Origin of the sequence: Proteiniphilum sp. (genome assembly GCF_034927365.1) — a bacterium.
In the GTDB taxonomy this organism is placed as follows: Bacteria; Bacteroidota; Bacteroidia; order Bacteroidales; family Dysgonomonadaceae; genus Proteiniphilum.
In genome coordinates this window covers 122,682-140,696 of record NZ_JAYFQD010000005.1, presented here as the reverse complement: position 1 = coordinate 140,696, position 18,015 = coordinate 122,682, and the positions used below count along the sequence as shown (strand labels likewise).

Below are 18,015 nucleotides of genomic sequence, written 5' to 3'. Positions count from 1 at the left end.
ATTCACATTGGCACTTAAAATATTCTTATATAGTAAGTCAACTTTGCCTCGATCACACGTGAAGCCGATCGGGAAAAATAAGCCTTGTCACTGCGTCGGCTCGTAAAAATATCGCCCAATCCGAAATAGTAACGACCTTCCAGATCAAAATCACCGATACCTGTTCTGATCTCCATCCCTATTCCGCCGACCAGGCCGTAATCAATCTTACTCAAATCATACATGCCTTCGTACTGCATTCCGATTCTCGCCTCCGGGTTATTAGCTCTCCGTTCATCCAGATTATCAGATAAAGACTGACTCATCTTCTGGCTATCTCCCAAAAGTAGAGATATCTGTGGGCCGGCATTGAACACAAACCGTGTTTTATCTCCAAAGTAGACATGTGTCATAAACGGGATATCTACATAATTGAGCGTTCTACTATAGGAAAAATCTGTAGAAGAGTCAAATTCTTCTTTCCAGCCTCGTTGCACATAATTGAGTTCAACGATAAGCCCCAGATGTTTTTCAGAAATATATTTTGCCGATATACCACTAAAAATTCCCTGTTTGTAAACCTGAGGGACACCCGGCACAAAATCCATTTTAGAAAAGAGGGTACCAGCACCGGCTCCAAGATATAATTCACTCTTGGATGTCTCTTTCTGAGCTTGTAATGGTAAAAAAGCAAAAAAGATTAGGAGAAATAATCCAATAAATTTAAGAAAAGAATTCATCTGCTTTTATCTGTTTTAATGATTCTACCGTCTGTAGCATAATTGATAAGATACAATCCGGAATTGATGAACCCTCCCCAATTATTGGGTCGTTCAAAATAAAAAGGAAATTGCAGTGAATTAACATTCACCTTTTCAATATTTTGCTCGAAATGGACTCCATGCCGTTGCAATGCTGTCATAAAAAACAAACCGGTATCATATCCCCACATCCCGTAGCTGGGATATGTTTCCATAAGATCCCGACCATACCATTTCCTGAAATCGGCCTTGAATGCATCTACGTCACGACTCTGATAATTCGTGAAGAAAGGAGCAAAGATATAAGTACCATAAACACTATAGGCGTCTCTTAAATTGGAGTAGGCCTGCCAGTCGGGATAGCCGAACAGGCGAACAACAAAATCGGAGTCCGATTCAAAAGTCTTTTTCAACTCATCCGTTATCTGACGAAGCAACCCCGAGTCACCACTGGTAGGTATAATCACGTTTTCTTTATTTCTACTGAGCAAACCAGTAAGAGAACTACTCAATGAAGTGGTTGCATTTAATGTTTCAAATATGACATTATTCTTTCGGAGGTCACTTTGTAGCAAAGAAATAAATTCCCTGTTATCGTTTCCACCTCCCTGTACAAATATCACATTCGTATTGCGAAATATCTGGAGGAAAGAGGAAGAGGCTTTCGTGTAAATCATGTTCTGTATCGGATTTACCTGAAAGATATTACCATTATTCAACACTTCACCGTTACTTTGAGAGAATGGTACCACATACTTTATATTATATGATCTGGAGAAATCGGAGAGCATTTTAATCTGTGCATCACTAACTCCTCCAATGATCAGATTCCGCGACTGCATCTCCATCGTACCGAGTAAGCTTTGAAGCTTTCGGGTATCATCACCCGTCCCAATATCATAAACGATCAATTCGATATTGGCACCGTCATTCTTCATCTTTTCCAACGCCAGCATAAAACCTTCGTAATATTCCTGAATCCGAAGATGTGCTCCCCTCGTCTCATCGAGGAAAGGCAATAGTAACCCGATATTTATTACATTGACTCTCTCCGAAGGCACGGGTTGGCTTAACAATCGGTTCACTTCATTTATATTCGCTTTGGAATCATCTTCCACAAGAATCCTCTTTACCGGGACAAACAACTCCATATCAGTTTTAAGACCTCCTGTCAATATCGGGTTTAACTGCTGGATATCCTGAACCCCTACATCATACCGTTTTGCAATACTATAGAGCGTTTCTCCCCTACTCACTTTATGAATAATATTGGTGGTCTGCTCTTCATAGGGTAAGATCACCTCATATGATTCGAAAAAAGGAATACGAATGGTCTTCCCTATCTGGAATGTTTCTACCGATAGTCCGGGATTAGCATTCATCACATCCTCCGGTTTTAATGAATAAGTTCTCGATACAGAGTAAAGGGTTTCTTTGGGAAGAATGGTATGATAGCGGTAGTTTTCCTCCTTTTCATTACTGATAACACGCCGTTGCGGGATAGAGAGTACCTGACCTTCTGTAATCCCTTCCCTTGCTCCGGGATTAAGGCGAAACACCTCCTCCACCGTCGTATGATACATCTTGGCAATACTATACACTGTTTCTCCGAGTACGACTGTATGCTGAAAAGTGGTATTCTGATCTTCAGGGGGGGACTGGGAAGAACGGGGGGATTGGGAAGTGGGTACCACCATTTTCTGTTGCTTATTCTTACCGGCGACAGGGATCAATAATTTCTGACCGTTCTGCAATCCTCTCTCGGCACCAGGGTTATATCTTAAAATATCGGCGACAGAAACAGAAAAAATGCGGGAAACGGCATAAAGGCCTTCACCGGATCGAACCTTATATTCATAATAGGTTTGACCGTTCACTTCCACTGTTTCATAATTCAGATCCTGCGCAGAAAGTAAGACAAATGATATATTTAAGAAAAAAACAATCGAAAATATTTTACTCAGATTAAACCTGTTATGCATCTTTAATTTTAATTTAGATGAGTTGCTTATACAAATCTTTTCGTTCAGCAATACGAGCAGAGAGCAACCTTATTGCATTATGCCGTTGCGGAAACGTCTAATTTATAGAACTTTTAACTCACAAAAATAGAAATATTATTTGAATTAATAGTTTACAGTGATCATATGTAATAAACAGTTTTACAGTAATTATAACAATTTAAACACAATTAGGTTTGTTGTTAAAATGGTAACGGGTCATTTCCATGAGACACAAGTCCGGATGAAGAGAAGGATGAATCTCCGGAAGAATCCGTCGGTTTGGCATGCGCATTCATCCTCGAAGGCCGTTCCACATAGTTTCGCCCTACGGCATAATCGTCCAGATTCTGAAAGCGGGCGTATTCATTATCAAAACGCATACTGGCAATACCGGTGGGACCATTACGATGTTTTGCCACGATAATTTCAGCGATACCCACCAGAGAATTACCCCGTTCATCTTCGGTAATCCTGTAATATTCGGGACGGTGAATAAAACAGACAATATCCGCGTCCTGCTCAATAGCACCCGATTCGCGCAAATCGGCCAATTGAGGCCTTTTACCTTCAACACCCTGCCGGTTTTCTACTCCACGGTTCAACTGCGACAAGGCGATAATGGGAATATTCAGTTCTTTGGCTAACCCTTTCAAGGAACGTGAGATCATACTTACTTCCTGCTCACGGCTACCAAAACTCATGCCACTTGCGTTCATCAACTGAAGGTAGTCAATAATCAGTATTTGTACTCCGTGTTCACGTACTAACCGGCGTGCTTTGGTACGCAACTCAAACACCGACAAACTGGGCGTATCATCAATATATATAGGCGCATTATACAGGAACTTATGGTTTTTGTCAAGTCGCTCCCATTCATCTTCCGAAAGGCGGCCACTCTTGATGCTCTCCCCCTTTATCTGACAGACATTCACGATTAACCTGTTCACCAACTGTACGTTTGACATCTCAAGCGAGAACACACCGACCGGTTGTTCATAGTCGAGCGCCATATTTTTTGCCATCGACAACACAAAGGCAGTCTTTCCCATGGCAGGTCGTGCAGCAATGATCACCAAATCTGACCGCTGCCATCCTGAAGTGAGTTTATCCAACTCCTTGAAGCCGGTAGGCAGACCACTCATCCCGTCTTTCCGATTAGCAGCCAACTGAATATTATTCATTGCTTCGCGGATGACAGGATTAATCTGGATCACATCTTTTTTCACATTCCGTTGAGAAATCTCAAACAGGCGCCCTTCAGTCTCCTGCATGAGGTCATCCACATCTACCGTCTCATCAAAAGCCTGCTGAGACACATCCGAGGAAAAGGAGATCAACTCTCTCGCCATGTATTTCTGCGCGATAATACGGGCATGATATTCGATGTGTGCGGCAGAGGCTACCTTCTCCGACAGTTCTGCAATATATACCGCACCTCCGGCAGTATCCAACTCACCCCGCCGCTTGAGTTCCTCCACAACCTTCAACACATCCACCGGCTTTTGCTGCATGGCCAAGCCCTGAACAGAATCGTATATCAATTGGTGAGACGGATCATAAAAACTTTCCGGTTTCAATATATCACTCACAACAGAATAAGCGTCTTTTTCGAGCATCAATGCACCCAACACTGCCTCTTCCAACTCTCTGGCCTGAGGAGGTAACTTACCGATATCGGGAGCTGTAACCGTTTTTTCAACTACTTTCACCGCAGATTTTCGCTTTTGTCTTTCCATCTCGATAGGTTTTTGCTAAAAGGACTGTAAAGGTAGGCAGTAATTTATTCCTACGGGAATTTTTAACCTCTATTCTTTTCTAAAAGTTATAAACAAATATTTGTTGAAAACTTATCTATATGGAAAAGTGGGAAGATGGGAGGGTCTTAGATGAAATAATTGAATAATAATGACTTTTCTGAAAGATTTTTGTATCTTTACAAATCATATTCAGTTCATAAAAAAAGAATCACCATATAGCACACTTAAACGCTTAAATATTTAAACACTTAAAATTTATGGATGCAGAAGAACTGAAAAAACAGAAGGACAAGTCGGATCAACGGAAAATGACAACCGTTGCAGGAGCGCCGGTAGGCAACAATCAGGATTCAATGACGGCAGGACCGCGGGGCCCGATGATGCTACAGGATGCGTGGTTTTTGGAAAAAATGGCGCATTTCGACCGGGAGGTAATCCCCGAAAGGCGTATGCATGCGAAAGGATCCGGTGCATTCGGCACGTTTACCGTAACCCATGACATTACGCAGTACACAAAAGCCAAGATTTTCTCGGAAATCGGCAAAAAAACAGAAATGTTCGTTCGCTTCTCCACCGTAGCAGGTGAACGCGGTGCAGCGGATGCAGAACGGGATATCCGCGGTTTCGCGATGAAATTCTATACGGAAGAAGGTAACTGGGATCTGGTAGGCAACAACACCCCTGTCTTCTTTTTCCGGGATCCGTTGAAATTTATCGATCTCAATCACGCGGTCAAACGCGATCCGCATACCAACCTGCGCAGTCCCAACAACAACTGGGATTTCTGGACGAACCTCCCCGAAGCGCTCCATCAGATAACCATCACCATGAGCGACAGGGGTATTCCGTGCAGCTATCGTCACATGCATGGCTTCGGAAGCCATACGTTCAGCTTTATCAACGCCGAAAACGTACGTCATTGGGTGAAATTCCATTTCGTCTCGCAGCAGGGAATAGAGAACCTCACCGATGCCGAAGCCGAAGCGGTGGTAGGGAAAGACCGTGAAAGTCATCAACGGGATCTGTTCGAAGCGATCGGCAACGGCAATTTCCCGAAATGGAAAATGTATGTGCAGATCATGACCGAAGAACAAGCTGAAAACATGCCATACAACCCATTCGACCTCACCAAAGTGTGGTATAAAGGGGATTTCCCGCTTATTCCGGTAGGGGAATTTGAGTTGAACCGTAATCCCGATAATTATTTCCAGGATGTAGAACAGGCTGCCTTTAACCCGGCCAATGTGGTTCCGGGCATCAGCTTCTCGCCCGACAGGATGCTGCAGGGACGTCTTTTCTCTTACGGTGACGCCCATCGTTACCGCCTCGGTGTAAACCATCATCAGATTCCGGTAAACTATCCTAGAGGTGTCGATAAAGCAAACTACCACCCCTTCCACCGCGACGGACAGATGCGCGTGGACGGAAACCAAGGCGCTACCCTGCATTATGAGCCGAACAGCTACAACGTATGGCAGGAACAACCCGAATATGATGAACCGGTACAAAAAGTGGATGGCGATATTAAACGGTGGAATTTCCGCGAAGATGATGACAACTATTACGAACAGCCGGGAAAACTATTCCGATTGATGACGCCCGATGCACAGCAGCGTCTCTTTGAAAATACGGCACGGAACATGGGTTCCTCTGACGAGATCATCAAGATCCGACACATCGGTAATTGTTACAAGGCTGATCCCGCTTACGGAAAAGGTGTGGCGGACGCATTGGGTATCTCGTATGGAAAAGCAGGTATTGAATAAAAGTAACGTTAAAGATCACTGAGGGAAAATCCCCCAACGGGACTCTTGAGAACATTTATTCTCAACGAGATTTCGCATAAAAAGTGAACTGACCCCCAAAAGTTAGACAAAAAACTTTTGGGGGTCTTCACTCATGGTGATATCTTTTTTCTGTACAAATAAAATTTCGATCAGATACTTGGGATATGCATCCTATAGCTTATTTTTGTTCTTTAATATAAACATAAAAATCACACCAGATGAAAGAGATTCCATCATTTACGGGATTTAAACCCGAAACCGTAGGTTTTTTGCAGGAGTTAAAAGAAAATAACTACAAGCAATGGTTTGACGAACACAAAACCGTTTATCAGAAAGTGTTGCTGGAACCTTTTCGTGCACTGGCTGTTACGCTTTCACCAACCATGTACAATATTGATCCGATGTTTGAACTGAGACCGGCAAAAATGCTTTCACGTATTTATCGCGATATCAGGTTCTCTTCGAATAAAGATCCATACAAAACCAGTATGTGGTTGAATTTTCAGCGTATGATCACCCACTGGGAGAATTTCCCGGGATATTTTGCTGAGTTCAGTGCTGAATACTTTATGTACGGAATGGGGCTCTTTATGCCAAAACGAAAAGTAATGGATCATTTGAGAGAGGAGATCGGGTATAGTCCCGAATCGTTCAAAGAAATGGCACAGACAGCACTGGATACGGGATTCGAGGTTGCCGGAGAAGCTTATAAACGTCCGTTGGCCAATGACCTTCCCGAATTCTATCAGCCATGGATGCAACGCAAAAACGTATACGTGCTCAAAACCCTACCACTGTCCGACGAACGGTTGTTTAACGAAGCTATCGCACTCCAACTCATAGAAGATTTCACACAGATCGCCAATCTATACCATTTTATGATGGAAATCGTACAAGAGGTCGAAAAAGATATTTAACGCGACAAAACTCTTTATAACCGATATTAACTTAGGATATTAATACCGGTGTATTAACTTTGTCGATTAATTCCAATAGAATATAATCATTGTATGAAAAAAATAGCAACCACTCTCTTTGGTTTTCTCTTTCTTTTTACGGCTTTTATATCCGCCCAGGATATAATCACGTGGAATTTTTCACTTGAAGATGCCGGTAACGGGGAGGTTAATATCATCGCTAAAGCCTCAGTCCAACAGGGATGGTATATGTACGACACCAAGATCCCTGATGGTGGTCCTAACCCCACCATGATCGAGTTCGACAAGACAACCGGTGCGGAAGCAGTCGGCGAATTCCAGTCGGTGGATAAAAAGGCGACAGTCAAACATGACGAGATCTTCGGGATGGAGATCGGGACCTTTACCGGTTCCGTCACTTTTGCCCAACGATTGAAAATAACCGATAAAGGAAGTTTTTCAGTTGAAGGGAATGTGCGTGCACAAGCGTGCAACGACCAGACATGTACACCTCCGTTGCCGGTAGATTTTTCGTTCAGCCCGTCCGACTTGCCGGCTTCAGTGACAGTTGCCGGAGGCACTTCAACAAACAAGACTGCTTTATCCCTTACACCGGCTGAAACCGGAGCTACGGGAGAAAAGACTGAACAAACAGTTACACCTGATACAACGGCTCCTTTAGAAAGTGCCGACAGTGAACTCCTCTGGTCGCCTGTAGTAGAGGAGTTGAATGCACTTGGAACAGACGACCATGCCGATGCATCCCTATGGAGTATCTTTCTTAAAGGTCTTTTGTGGGGATTTGCCGCGCTGATCACTCCCTGTGTCTGGCCGATGATCCCCATCACGGTTAGTTTCTTCCTGAACAGAAACAAGAAGAGCCGTAAGAAAGCAATACAAGATGCCACGATATACGGTCTTTCCATCATCGTTATTTACGTTACACTGGGACTGATTATCACCGCTATCTTCGGTGCCGCAGCACTAAACAATATTGCTACAAGTCCGGTATTCAATCTCATCTTCTTCGCTCTGCTTATTACCTTTGCATTCTCCTTTATGGGAGCTTTCGAGATCGTGCTTCCGGCATCATGGACCAATAAGATGGACAGCAAGGTGGATAGCACAACAGGGTTTATCAGTCTGTTCTTCATGGCATTCACCCTGGCACTGGTCTCCTTCTCCTGCACAGGCCCGATCATCGGATGGCTGCTGGTAGATGCCGCCACACAAGGTAATTTCCTGGCCCCCGCCCTCGGCATGTTCGGATTCGCCTTTGCCCTGGCTATCCCATTCACCCTTTTTGCAATCTTCCCATCCTGGCTCAAAACGTTGCCCAAATCGGGAAGCTGGCTCAATTCAGTAAAAGTGGTACTCGGATTCATCGTATTGGCAGTATCCCTGAAATTCTTATCGGTAGCTGACCTCTCCGGCGGATGGGGTATCCTCAACCGGGATATATTCCTCGCCTTATGGATTGTGATCTTTGGTCTACTGGGATTCTACCTGTTAGGGAAAATCAAACTGCATGGCGACAGCGAGCTCTCCCATGTACCTCTGCTCAGGCTTTTCCTGGCCATGCTGTCGTTTGCCTTTAGCATCTACCTCGTGCCAGGCTTATGGGGAGCACCGCTGAAACCTATCAGTTCCATCGTTCCGCCATTGTCGACACAGGATTTCAAACTGGCGCACAATCCGATGAGCCAGGTCTTCAATGATTATGAAACCGGAATGGCATACGCTGCACAAACAGGCAAACCCGTACTGTTGGAATTTGGAGGTCACGGCTGCGTCAACTGTCATAAGATGGATGCTACCGTACTGGCAGACGACCGTGTAAGGGAACTGATCGATGAAGAGTTTGTATTTATCGTACTGATGGTAGACGAAAGGACGCGACTGCCGGAAACAATCGAAGTCAATGAAAATGGAAGGACGTCAAAACTGCGTACCGTAGGCGATAAATGGAGTTACCTGCAACGCCACAAGTTCGGCACCCAGTCACAACCGTTCTACGTGGTGCTCGATCATCAAGGGAAGCCGCTTTCACCCTCACACGCCTATGACGAAAGCGTGGATAAATATGTGGAATTCCTGCATACAGGATTAAAAAATTTAAAATAACAAATAACATCACAGAGGCGGTTCAAAATCGCCTCTGATTTTTAATATATGAACACGAAAGAACAGAAATTAGAGGCATTCAGCCGATTGCTCGATATCATGGATGAGTTGCGGGTAAAATGCCCGTGGGATAGGGAACAGACTAATGAGAGCCTTCGGGCCAACACGATAGAGGAAACCTATGAACTGGCAGAAGCCATTCTCAGCAACAATAATACCGAAATAAAAAAGGAACTGGGCGACCTGTTACTTCATGTGGTATTTTATGCAAAAATTGGAGAAGAGAAAGAAGCATTCGATATAGCCGATATCTGTAACACGCTATGTGACAAACTCATATTCCGTCATCCACACGTTTTCGGTGATCAACAGGCTGAATCGGCCGGTGCGGTGGAACAATCGTGGGAGCAGATCAAGCTGAAGGAGAAAGGGAGGAAACACTCTGTATTGGAGGGTGTACCCACTTCCCTACCCGCCCTGGTAAAGGCCTACCGAATCCAGGATAAAGCGCGCAATGCCGGTTTCGACTGGAATCAGCGTCATGATGTATGGGATAAGGTAAAAGAGGAGTTAAGTGAGTTGGAAGTGGAAATTGAAAAGATGAATAATGATAAGATGGAAGCCGAATTTGGCGATATGCTTTTCAGCATCATCAACGCAGCGCGACTCTATAAGGTAAACCCAGACAATGCACTCGAACGCACTAACCGGAAATTCATTTACCGATTCGACTATATGGAGAAGAAGGTGAAAGAGCAGGGACGATCACTCAAAGAAATGACGCTGGAAGAGATGGAAATGATTTGGCAGGAGGCAAAGAGAAAACAACCGGAGGAGCTGTAATCTCCCGCCATCTATTTCCTTTATTTTCCTATTCGCCATCGTGCCAGAATCGTCTTCCGTTTCGGGAAAATACCATTTTTTCGGGTGCGTACATCTTCCACCACATAAAAAATATTGGTGTCAAACTCCGTCAAAATGCTCGCAAGTTTTTTCATCTCTTTCCGGTCTACAACAGTCTCTATAATATCCACCTCATTAGTAGAGCCGGTACCGTGAGTCATGGTAGCACCAAAATTCACCTGATTAAGAGTCTGCACCAGTTCCATTCCATTCTTCTGGGTATAAATGCGACAGAGTAATATCCCGTAAGCGATCCGACTTTCGATTAGTATACCCACATAATTCCCTGTCGCGTAACCGCCAGCGTATGACAAATAGGAGACCATGTCGTTGGCGCGTGACAGTATCTGGGAGATGATCACGATCCAAATAAACACTTCCACAAAGCCGATAATAGGGGCTATATTTTTTGCACCCTTGGAAACAAAGATAATTCGTAGGGTACCCAAAGTGACGTCGATAATACGTCCAAAGAAAATGATAAAGGGTAACACCCAAGGGTAAACATCTAAAAAGTCGAACATATTTTTTGTTTAGAAGTTAGAAATTAGAAGTTGGAAATTAAGAAGTCTGAAGTTGAGAAGTATAGAATCTTTGTTCACTCTTAATTCTTCACTTTTCATTGTCAATTTGTCAATTATCAACAAGTTCTCTCAGATAATCCACAAAATCACGAATATCTTCATCTGTTGTATCCCACGAACAAACTAACCGGACTTCGTTCCTCGACTCATCCCAATCATAGAAAAAGTATCGTTCCCTCAATTTGTCTGTAATTTCGGAAGGAAGGATGAGAAAAAGAGCATTCGATTGTACCGGTTGTGTAACTACTACTCCCTCTATGGAACTTATCTCATTATATAGTTTTTGTGCTGCATCATTCGATTTTTTTGCGTTGTCCATCCAGATATTTTCATTTAGGTAAGGAATAAACTGAGCTGAAATAAAACGCATTTTGGAGTACAACTGGGTGGTCTGCTTTCGGTAGTACCTGATGTTTTCAGCTAGTTCCTTACGCAATGGTATTAGTGCCTCCCCAAACATCAACCCATTCTTGGTACCGCCCAACGTAAAGATATCCACCCCTGCATCTACGGTCATCTCTCTCAATGAGACATTCAGAAAAGCACAGGCATTGGCAATACGTGTTCCATCCATAAAAAGAACCATATGATGGCTATGAGCCAGGTCGGCGAGCGCTTTGATCTCCTGCGGGGTGTAAAGGGTTCCCAGTTCCGTGGTTTGCGATATAGCAATCACTTTAGGCTGGGAATGATGTTCGAAGCCGAAACCATGGAGAAAGGGGAGGGTCAAAGCAGGCGTTAATTTACCATCTGTCGTAGGGATTTCTTTCAATGCAGCACCAGTCATCTTCACGGGAGCACCACATTCGTCCACTGCTATATGTGCGGTAGAAGCACAGAGGATAGAATGAAATGGTAAGGTACAGGCTTGCAACGCCACCACATTAGCACCTGTTCCATTGAAGAGGAAAAACGGTTCTACATCACCTTCTCCCAATATCTCACGGATCAACGTCTCCGCCTCGCGAGTCCAGGGATCATCTCCATAGGCAATAGTATGGTCATTATTGGCATTCCTCAGTGCCTGAATGATTCTCGGATCTACACCGGAATTATTATCGCTTCCGAAACTTCGCATGTTTTCTCTGAATTATATACACAAAGATACGAAACCTTTCTTTCAACTATACCAAATTAGCAAGCAGGAACTTGCGAATATCGTCCAGTTTCACATTTTTACGACGGGCATAGTCGGTAACCTGTCCTTCAGAAATCTCTCCCACGGCAAAATATTTCGATTCAGGATGGGCAAAAAAGAGCCCGCTGACAGATGCATTGGGATACATCACGCCATTTTCTGTAAGGGATATACCAATTTCAGGAGTGCCCAGCAGGTCGTGCAACAGGAAATTGACCGTCTGGTCCGGGATAGAAGGGTATCCCACCGCGGGACGTATCCCTTCGTACTTCACTGCAAACATCTCGGCAACCGAAAGATTCTCTTCTGCAGCGTGACCCCAGTATTCTCGGCGTACTTTGGCATGCAGCCACTCGGTAGCAGCTTCTGCCAGACGGTCGAGCAACGACTTCATCAACAGGGCTGCATATTCGTCACCCTCGGCTTCATAACGTCCTATTTGTTCTTCCGCTCCCACTCCGGCAGTAACGGCGAAAGCTCCGATATAATCCTTCTTACCAGTATGAAGCGGTGCAATAAAGTCACTCAGACAGAAGTACTCATTTTTATCACTCTTCTTCTGCTGGCGGAGGAAAGGGAAAGGTGTCCCGTCAACAAAGACAGTATCGTCATCACTGTATGTTTCATATATTCCGAAAACGGCCTTGATATAATCCACATTCTCATCTGTAAACTTTTGCAACATATCTATTGCATCGTCATACAGTTTTTCCGCTTCCTGGCCTTTCTCCCGGTCATCTGCACGGTATCCGGCCAACCACACGGCTCGAGCCTCTTTGGTACGCTCTGTTTTGGTGATCGTATGGAATTTGGCCGACATATTCCATGCATGGAAAAAGAATTTCCAGTCGATATAGGGAACGATTTCCGACATCGGTATATATTCCAATTTCACACGTCCCAGAGTGCGAGGAGTAATGGCCTCATATCCATCCCAGTCGATGCCGAAAGCATTCTTTCTGGCTTCCTCCAGCGAAACCAGTTCGACCACCTTTTTAAAACTGTTCTCCCTTAGTTGCGTGTATTCATGCTTTACTTTTTGGATATAATCATTCCTGTTACCGGGACTCATCAGGTTGGCCACCGCGGCCGGGCTTTGTGAAGCATCTTTTACATACACCACCGGCCCCAGACTGTACTTCGGTTCGATCTTCAATGCCGTATGCAATTTCGAGGTAGTAGCGCCACCGATCAGCAACGGCAGGCTGAAGCCGGCTTTTTCCATCTCAGCGGCTACAATGGCCATCTCTTCGAGAGACGGGGTGATCAATCCGCTTAATCCGACGATATCAGGCTGCTCTTTGATCACCGTCTCGATGATCTTTTCAGGAGGCACCATCACACCCAGATCGATAATATCATAATTGTTACAGGCCAATACAATAGATACAATATTCTTACCGATATCGTGCACATCTCCTTTTACAGTAGCAAGAAGAATCTTTCCCGCTTTCTGTTGTGAATCACCTCCGGCAGCTTTTTCGGCTTCAATGGTGGGTTGAAGGATGGCTACCGCTTTTTTCATCGTTCGCGCTGCTTTTACCACCTGCGGAAGGAACATCTTCCCGGCTCCAAAAAGATCGCCCACCCTGTTCATGCCATCCATCAACGGTTTGTCGATAATATCCACGGCACGGGGATAAGCTTGCAGTGCTTCCGCAAGATCCTCCTCCATATAATCCCCTATCCCTTTTACCAGCGCGTAACTCAACCTTTCTTCCAGGGAAAGTGTCCGCCACTCTTCAGTTTTGGCTTTTTCTGCCTCGGGATTCTTCTCGCCTTTGATCTTCTCGGCATATTCCATCATCCGCTCGGTAGCATCATCGCGCCGGTTTAGTACTGCATCTTCCGCCAGTTCTCTCACATCGGCAGGTATATCTTCATAGATGACCGATTGGGCCGGATTGACAATCCCCATGTCCATCCCTTCGCGAATGGCATAATAGAGAAAAACAGAATGCATCACCTCCCGCACATATTCGTTACCGCGAAACGAGAAGGAGAGGTTACTTACTCCACCACTTACTTTAGCATGCGGCAGATTATCCTTGATCCATCTTACGGTTTTGATAAAATCTACTGCGTAATTCTTATGCTCTTCGATACCGGTAGCGATAGCCAAAACGTTAGGATCGAAAATAATATCTTTCGGATCAAAACCGTTTTTCGTAAGCAATTTATAAGCACGACTACAAATTTCGATGCGACGATCAAATGTATCAGCCTGGCCCGTCTCATCGAAAGCCATTATGACCACCGCCGCACCATAACTCTGCGCCAGTCGTGCATGATGCAGGAACTCCGCTTCACCATTCTTCAACGAGATCGAATTGACAATGGGTTTCCCCTGCACACATTTCAAGCCGGCTTCTATTACCGACCACTTCGAAGAGTCGATCATAATAGGCACACGCGACACATCGGGATCGGAAGCCAGCAGGTTCAGGAAATTAGTCATCTCCTCTTCTCCGTCGAGCAGCCCATCATCCATATTGATATCGATCGCCTGTGCACCGTCTTCCACCTGCTTCCGGGCAATATCGAGCGCCTCTTCATAATTTTTTTGCTGGATCAACCGCAGGAATCGTCTCGATCCGGCCACATTACATCGCTCGCCGATATTCATAAAATTGATCTGGGGAGAGACTTCCAGCACCTCTAAACCCGAAAGTTGCAGATATCGCGGCAGATCAGCCTTTTGATGGGGAACACCGGTCTCCACCAGGCGGGCATATTCGGCAATATGTGCAGGAGTGGTACCGCAACATCCGCCAATGATATTTACCAAACCTTCCTCAATAAACTCTTTGATCTGGATAGCCATCTTTTCCGGAGTCTCGTCATACTCACCCAATTGATTGGGTAATCCCGCATTGGGATAGGTACTGATATAGAAAGGGGCAATGCGCCCCAACTCTTTCACATACGGTTTCAGTTCGGCAGCCCCCAGTGAGCAGTTCAGACCAATAGCCAGTGGTTTGGCATGACTGACAGATGCAACAAAAGCACCCAGCGTTTGTCCTGAAAGAGTGCGTCCAGCTCTGTCTGAAATAGTCACGGAAAGAATAACAGGTGTTTTGATACCGGTTTCTTCTGCCACCTCCTGCGCTGCAAAAAGGGCAGCCTTGGCGTTGAGCGTATCAAAAATAGTCTCTATCAGCAAGATATCCACCCCACCCTCTACCAATGCAATGATCTGCTCTTTATAAGCCGTTTTGAAATCATCGAATACGGCTGAACGAAACATCGGGTTCTCCACCTGGGGACTCATCGACGCCGTTTTGTTGGTCGGACCGATGGAACCTGCCACGAAACGGGGTTTATTGGGTGTCTTTAACGTAAATTCATCTGCAGCTTCGCGTGCGAGTCGTGCTGCCGCCAGATTAATCTCGCGCGCCAGATGACTCATATGATAATCCTGCATCGAAATCGATGTAGAATTAAATGTATTGGTTTCGATGATATCTGACCCGGAAGCCAGGTATTCCCGGTGAATCTCACCAATCACATCGGGGCGGGTGATCGAAAGAAGATCGTTATTGCCTTTGAGCAAAGTATCAAAATCCTTAAAACGCTCACCCCGAAAATCAGCCTCGGTAAGACCATAACGCTGTATCATTGTTCCCATCGCACCATCAAGGATCAGGATGCGGTCAGGCAGAATATCCTCTATTTTTTGCTTCATATCTTATATGATAAAATCTCTTGAGCTTAACTCTTTGTTCATTACACTACTCTTAGTCCAGTACCTCCAAATCTTAATCTCAAAACTACCCTTCTCCCCCATACCACAATCCATGCCACCAGCAATCGCACTCCCAATATCCACCAGACAGATACTCCGAGAGCTATAAATAGTATGTTATCTTCCAATACGGAATGAGACATAGCAAGATGGTAGTTCAACAAATTAGTATCGGTTCTGTTCACCTTTCCTTCTTTCATCTGATCCATCATCAGTGCACCCCCATATGCTAATCCGACAATGTAACCGATAAGCCAGAGAAATCCGGTAGTCGACGGCAAGCCAAAAAAACGAAGTAACGGCTCAATACCCTTACTCAATTTAGGAATCAATCGGTATGCATCAAGAAGATTATAAAGCAGGTTTAATGAGAATACAATCACGGCGATAAGAAGCATCACCTGCAATGAACTTCCCAGCCAGAGAAGAAATAGATCGTTCAAAGAGGTGATAGCTGCTACATCTGTCCGCACAAAGACAGGATTTCCCATATCTTGCGGTAATATAAGGTTCAATAGCAGGCCTACCATAATACTTATCGAAACCCGTAAAACGGTAACCGTCCAGAAGGGTGTTCCCGTCTTTGCTTGAATAGCGCTTTCCACTGGGAGATTATGCGAAATCTGACACATCAGCGCCAGAATAGTGAGTTCCCTCAGAGTAATTGACATGGAGGTGATAATGGCCAACGGTGCGTAAAGTGGAAGGAAAACACTGGTTATAAAAACAATGGCGGTACTACCAGGCAATCCCAGATAGACAAACACCGGGTCAAGCAAGCCGGCGATAAAAGTAAGTATACCGTAGAAGTCAAGCAATCTTACTAACAGGGATACCGGCAAAATGATCTTAAGCAACCATAACGCTGTATAACTTGATTTTCTTAATGCCGGAAAAAATATATCATCACGAAAACGCATTGAATCGGAAAATAAATTTAAAAATCCTCATCCACTCCTTGTCACCCAATCACCTATCCACCTTATCACTTCTTAAACATCCGATCCATAGATCTTTTATCCTCTTTCTCCTTCAATGACTGTCGCTTATCGTACTGTTTCTTTCCTTTTGCCACTGCGACGATTACTTTAGCCAATCCTTTTTCATTGATAAACAGACGAATGGGAATAATAGTAAAACCAGTCTCTTTAGTAAGGCGGGATAGTTTGCGTAGTTCGTTTTTATTGAGCAGCAGTTTACGGTCACGTCGTGCGCTATGATTATTATAGGTTCCATAGAAATATTCGGCAATATGCATATTACGCACCCACAATTCTCCTCGTTCAAAGAAACAATAGGTATCCACCAGACTCGCCTTTCCCAGCCGGATCGATTTGATCTCCGTTCCGGTAAGTACAATACCTGCGGTAAAAGTTTCAACCAGTTCATAATCGAACGTGGCACGTTTGTTCTTTATATTGATCGCTACCTGCTTCATTATTTAATCACCAATTTTCCACATTTTCTTCAGATGACGGACTGCAAAGGTACATGATTTTTTTTGTAAAAAAACAGCTCCCCTCTTGAAGGGAGCTGCCGTTTTTATGATAGAATGAGAAATATCAATCCGGGTTGTTTATTATCCATCTATTGGGCCGTGACTCTGTCAGCCTGTTATTCTCATAGTACTCGAATTTCACCTGTATTTCCTTTTTACTAGTGTCGAACAGAGAACGAACAGAAGACATATTGAGTGCCACCATACCTTTCTTTAACTCACTTTTAGCTGAACTCTCAGGTGTGCCGGTAATAACGAGATGAGCATAAATTACCACCTCATCCGCATTTTGTCCATTTTTTTTGTAGAAGTCAACACGGGCTTCCTCACCTTTCTTGGCGGTATAATCGTAACGGATTATCCAATGATCATCCCAAACTGCCTTGGAATCAAAATAAATGGGCGTTTCAACTCTGTCAAAACTTTTGGGATCCTCTATAGAAGGGAGCTCTGTACTTATATTTAGATAGCTCGAAACTATATCCTCGGGTTCGCCAATCACCTCGACTTTGTCTGCAGAGAGCGCTTGTCCATCCAATAAGATTGGTGCTGATCCCATTTTCTCGTCCCAGCGATATTCCATATATTTAAATGTACGAGGTTCCATTTGCGTCATATCATTCGACGTAATAATACGGAAGGCGTAAGTCGAGAGTGACCTTCCGTAAAAAGTTCCCTTGTCATCCATATCCACGTACACATATCCGGGCTCCCTATACTGACCGCCATCTCCCAAACAAGATGTCATCATAAGGCTGGCCCCGATAACACCTAATAATAAAATTACTTTTCTCATTTGTTGATTTTCTATTTTATATT

At 44.4% G+C, this 18,015-nt stretch carries 13 protein-coding genes; 4 read left to right on the top strand and 9 right to left on the bottom strand.

Annotation, left to right across the window (positions count from 1 at the left end; genetic code table 11):
• Positions 1-14: 14 nt before the first annotated feature.
• The 3 genes from VB073_RS02630 to dnaB all read right to left on the bottom strand — a co-directional run bounded on the left by VB073_RS02630 (position 15) and on the right by dnaB (position 4,479).
• Positions 15-719 (bottom strand): porin family protein, encoded by a 705-nt coding sequence (locus VB073_RS02630; protein ID WP_323402592.1) that lies wholly within the window; start codon positions 717-719, stop codon positions 15-17.
• Positions 716-2,722: a LysM peptidoglycan-binding domain-containing protein gene (locus VB073_RS02625; protein ID WP_323402591.1), complete on the bottom strand. Its 2,007-nt coding sequence runs from the start codon at positions 2,720-2,722 to the stop codon at positions 716-718. Before VB073_RS02625 ends, VB073_RS02630 begins: the two co-directional genes overlap by 4 nt.
• A 221-nt stretch (positions 2,723-2,943) precedes the next feature.
• Positions 2,944-4,479, bottom strand: coding sequence for a replicative DNA helicase (gene dnaB / locus VB073_RS02620; RefSeq protein ID WP_323402590.1), 1,536 nt, complete (start codon positions 4,477-4,479; stop codon positions 2,944-2,946).
• A gap of 329 nt (positions 4,480-4,808) precedes the next feature.
• Between dnaB and VB073_RS02615 the strand changes: the two genes are divergently transcribed.
• From VB073_RS02615 to mazG, 4 genes are all read left to right on the top strand, one after another.
• Entirely contained in the window at positions 4,809-6,266 is a 1,458-nt protein-coding gene (locus VB073_RS02615) for a catalase (RefSeq protein ID WP_416349493.1), read from the top strand.
• Between the two features lie 239 nt (positions 6,267-6,505).
• Positions 6,506-7,204, top strand: a complete 699-nt coding sequence (locus VB073_RS02610; RefSeq protein ID WP_323402588.1) for a DUF2461 domain-containing protein — start codon at positions 6,506-6,508, stop codon at positions 7,202-7,204.
• A 93-nt stretch (positions 7,205-7,297) separates the two neighbouring features.
• Complete coding sequence (locus VB073_RS02605) at positions 7,298-9,328, top strand: protein-disulfide reductase DsbD family protein (RefSeq protein WP_323402587.1); 2,031 nt, start codon at positions 7,298-7,300, stop codon at positions 9,326-9,328.
• Between the two features lie 48 nt (positions 9,329-9,376).
• Positions 9,377-10,171 carry a nucleoside triphosphate pyrophosphohydrolase gene (gene mazG, locus VB073_RS02600; protein ID WP_323402586.1) on the top strand — a complete coding sequence of 265 codons (795 nt, stop codon included), beginning with the start codon at positions 9,377-9,379 and terminating at the stop codon, positions 10,169-10,171.
• A gap of 20 nt (positions 10,172-10,191) precedes the next feature.
• Here mazG and VB073_RS02595 read toward each other — a convergent pair whose 3' ends face one another.
• The 6 genes from VB073_RS02595 to VB073_RS02570 form a co-directional block, all read right to left on the bottom strand.
• Complete coding sequence (locus tag VB073_RS02595) at positions 10,192-10,755, bottom strand: DUF2179 domain-containing protein (RefSeq protein WP_323402585.1); 564 nt, start codon at positions 10,753-10,755, stop codon at positions 10,192-10,194.
• Positions 10,756-10,864: 109 nt separating this feature from the next.
• Positions 10,865-11,893 carry a low specificity L-threonine aldolase gene (locus VB073_RS02590; protein ID WP_323402584.1) on the bottom strand — a complete coding sequence of 343 codons (1,029 nt, stop codon included), beginning with the start codon at positions 11,891-11,893 and terminating at the stop codon, positions 10,865-10,867.
• Between the two features lie 46 nt (positions 11,894-11,939).
• On the bottom strand, positions 11,940-15,638 hold the full coding sequence (gene metH / locus VB073_RS02585; protein WP_323402583.1) for a methionine synthase: 3,699 nt from the start codon (positions 15,636-15,638) through the stop codon (positions 11,940-11,942).
• Positions 15,639-15,679: 41 nt separating this feature from the next.
• Positions 15,680-16,555 (bottom strand): nucleoside recognition protein, encoded by an 876-nt coding sequence (locus tag VB073_RS02580; RefSeq protein WP_323402582.1) that lies wholly within the window; start codon positions 16,553-16,555, stop codon positions 15,680-15,682.
• A 128-nt stretch (positions 16,556-16,683) separates the two neighbouring features.
• Positions 16,684-17,136, bottom strand: coding sequence for an SsrA-binding protein (smpB, locus tag VB073_RS02575; protein WP_323402581.1), 453 nt, complete (start codon positions 17,134-17,136; stop codon positions 16,684-16,686).
• Between the two features lie 124 nt (positions 17,137-17,260).
• Complete coding sequence (locus VB073_RS02570) at positions 17,261-17,992, bottom strand: hypothetical protein (RefSeq protein WP_323402580.1); 732 nt, start codon at positions 17,990-17,992, stop codon at positions 17,261-17,263.
• Positions 17,993-18,015 lie beyond the last annotated feature (23 nt).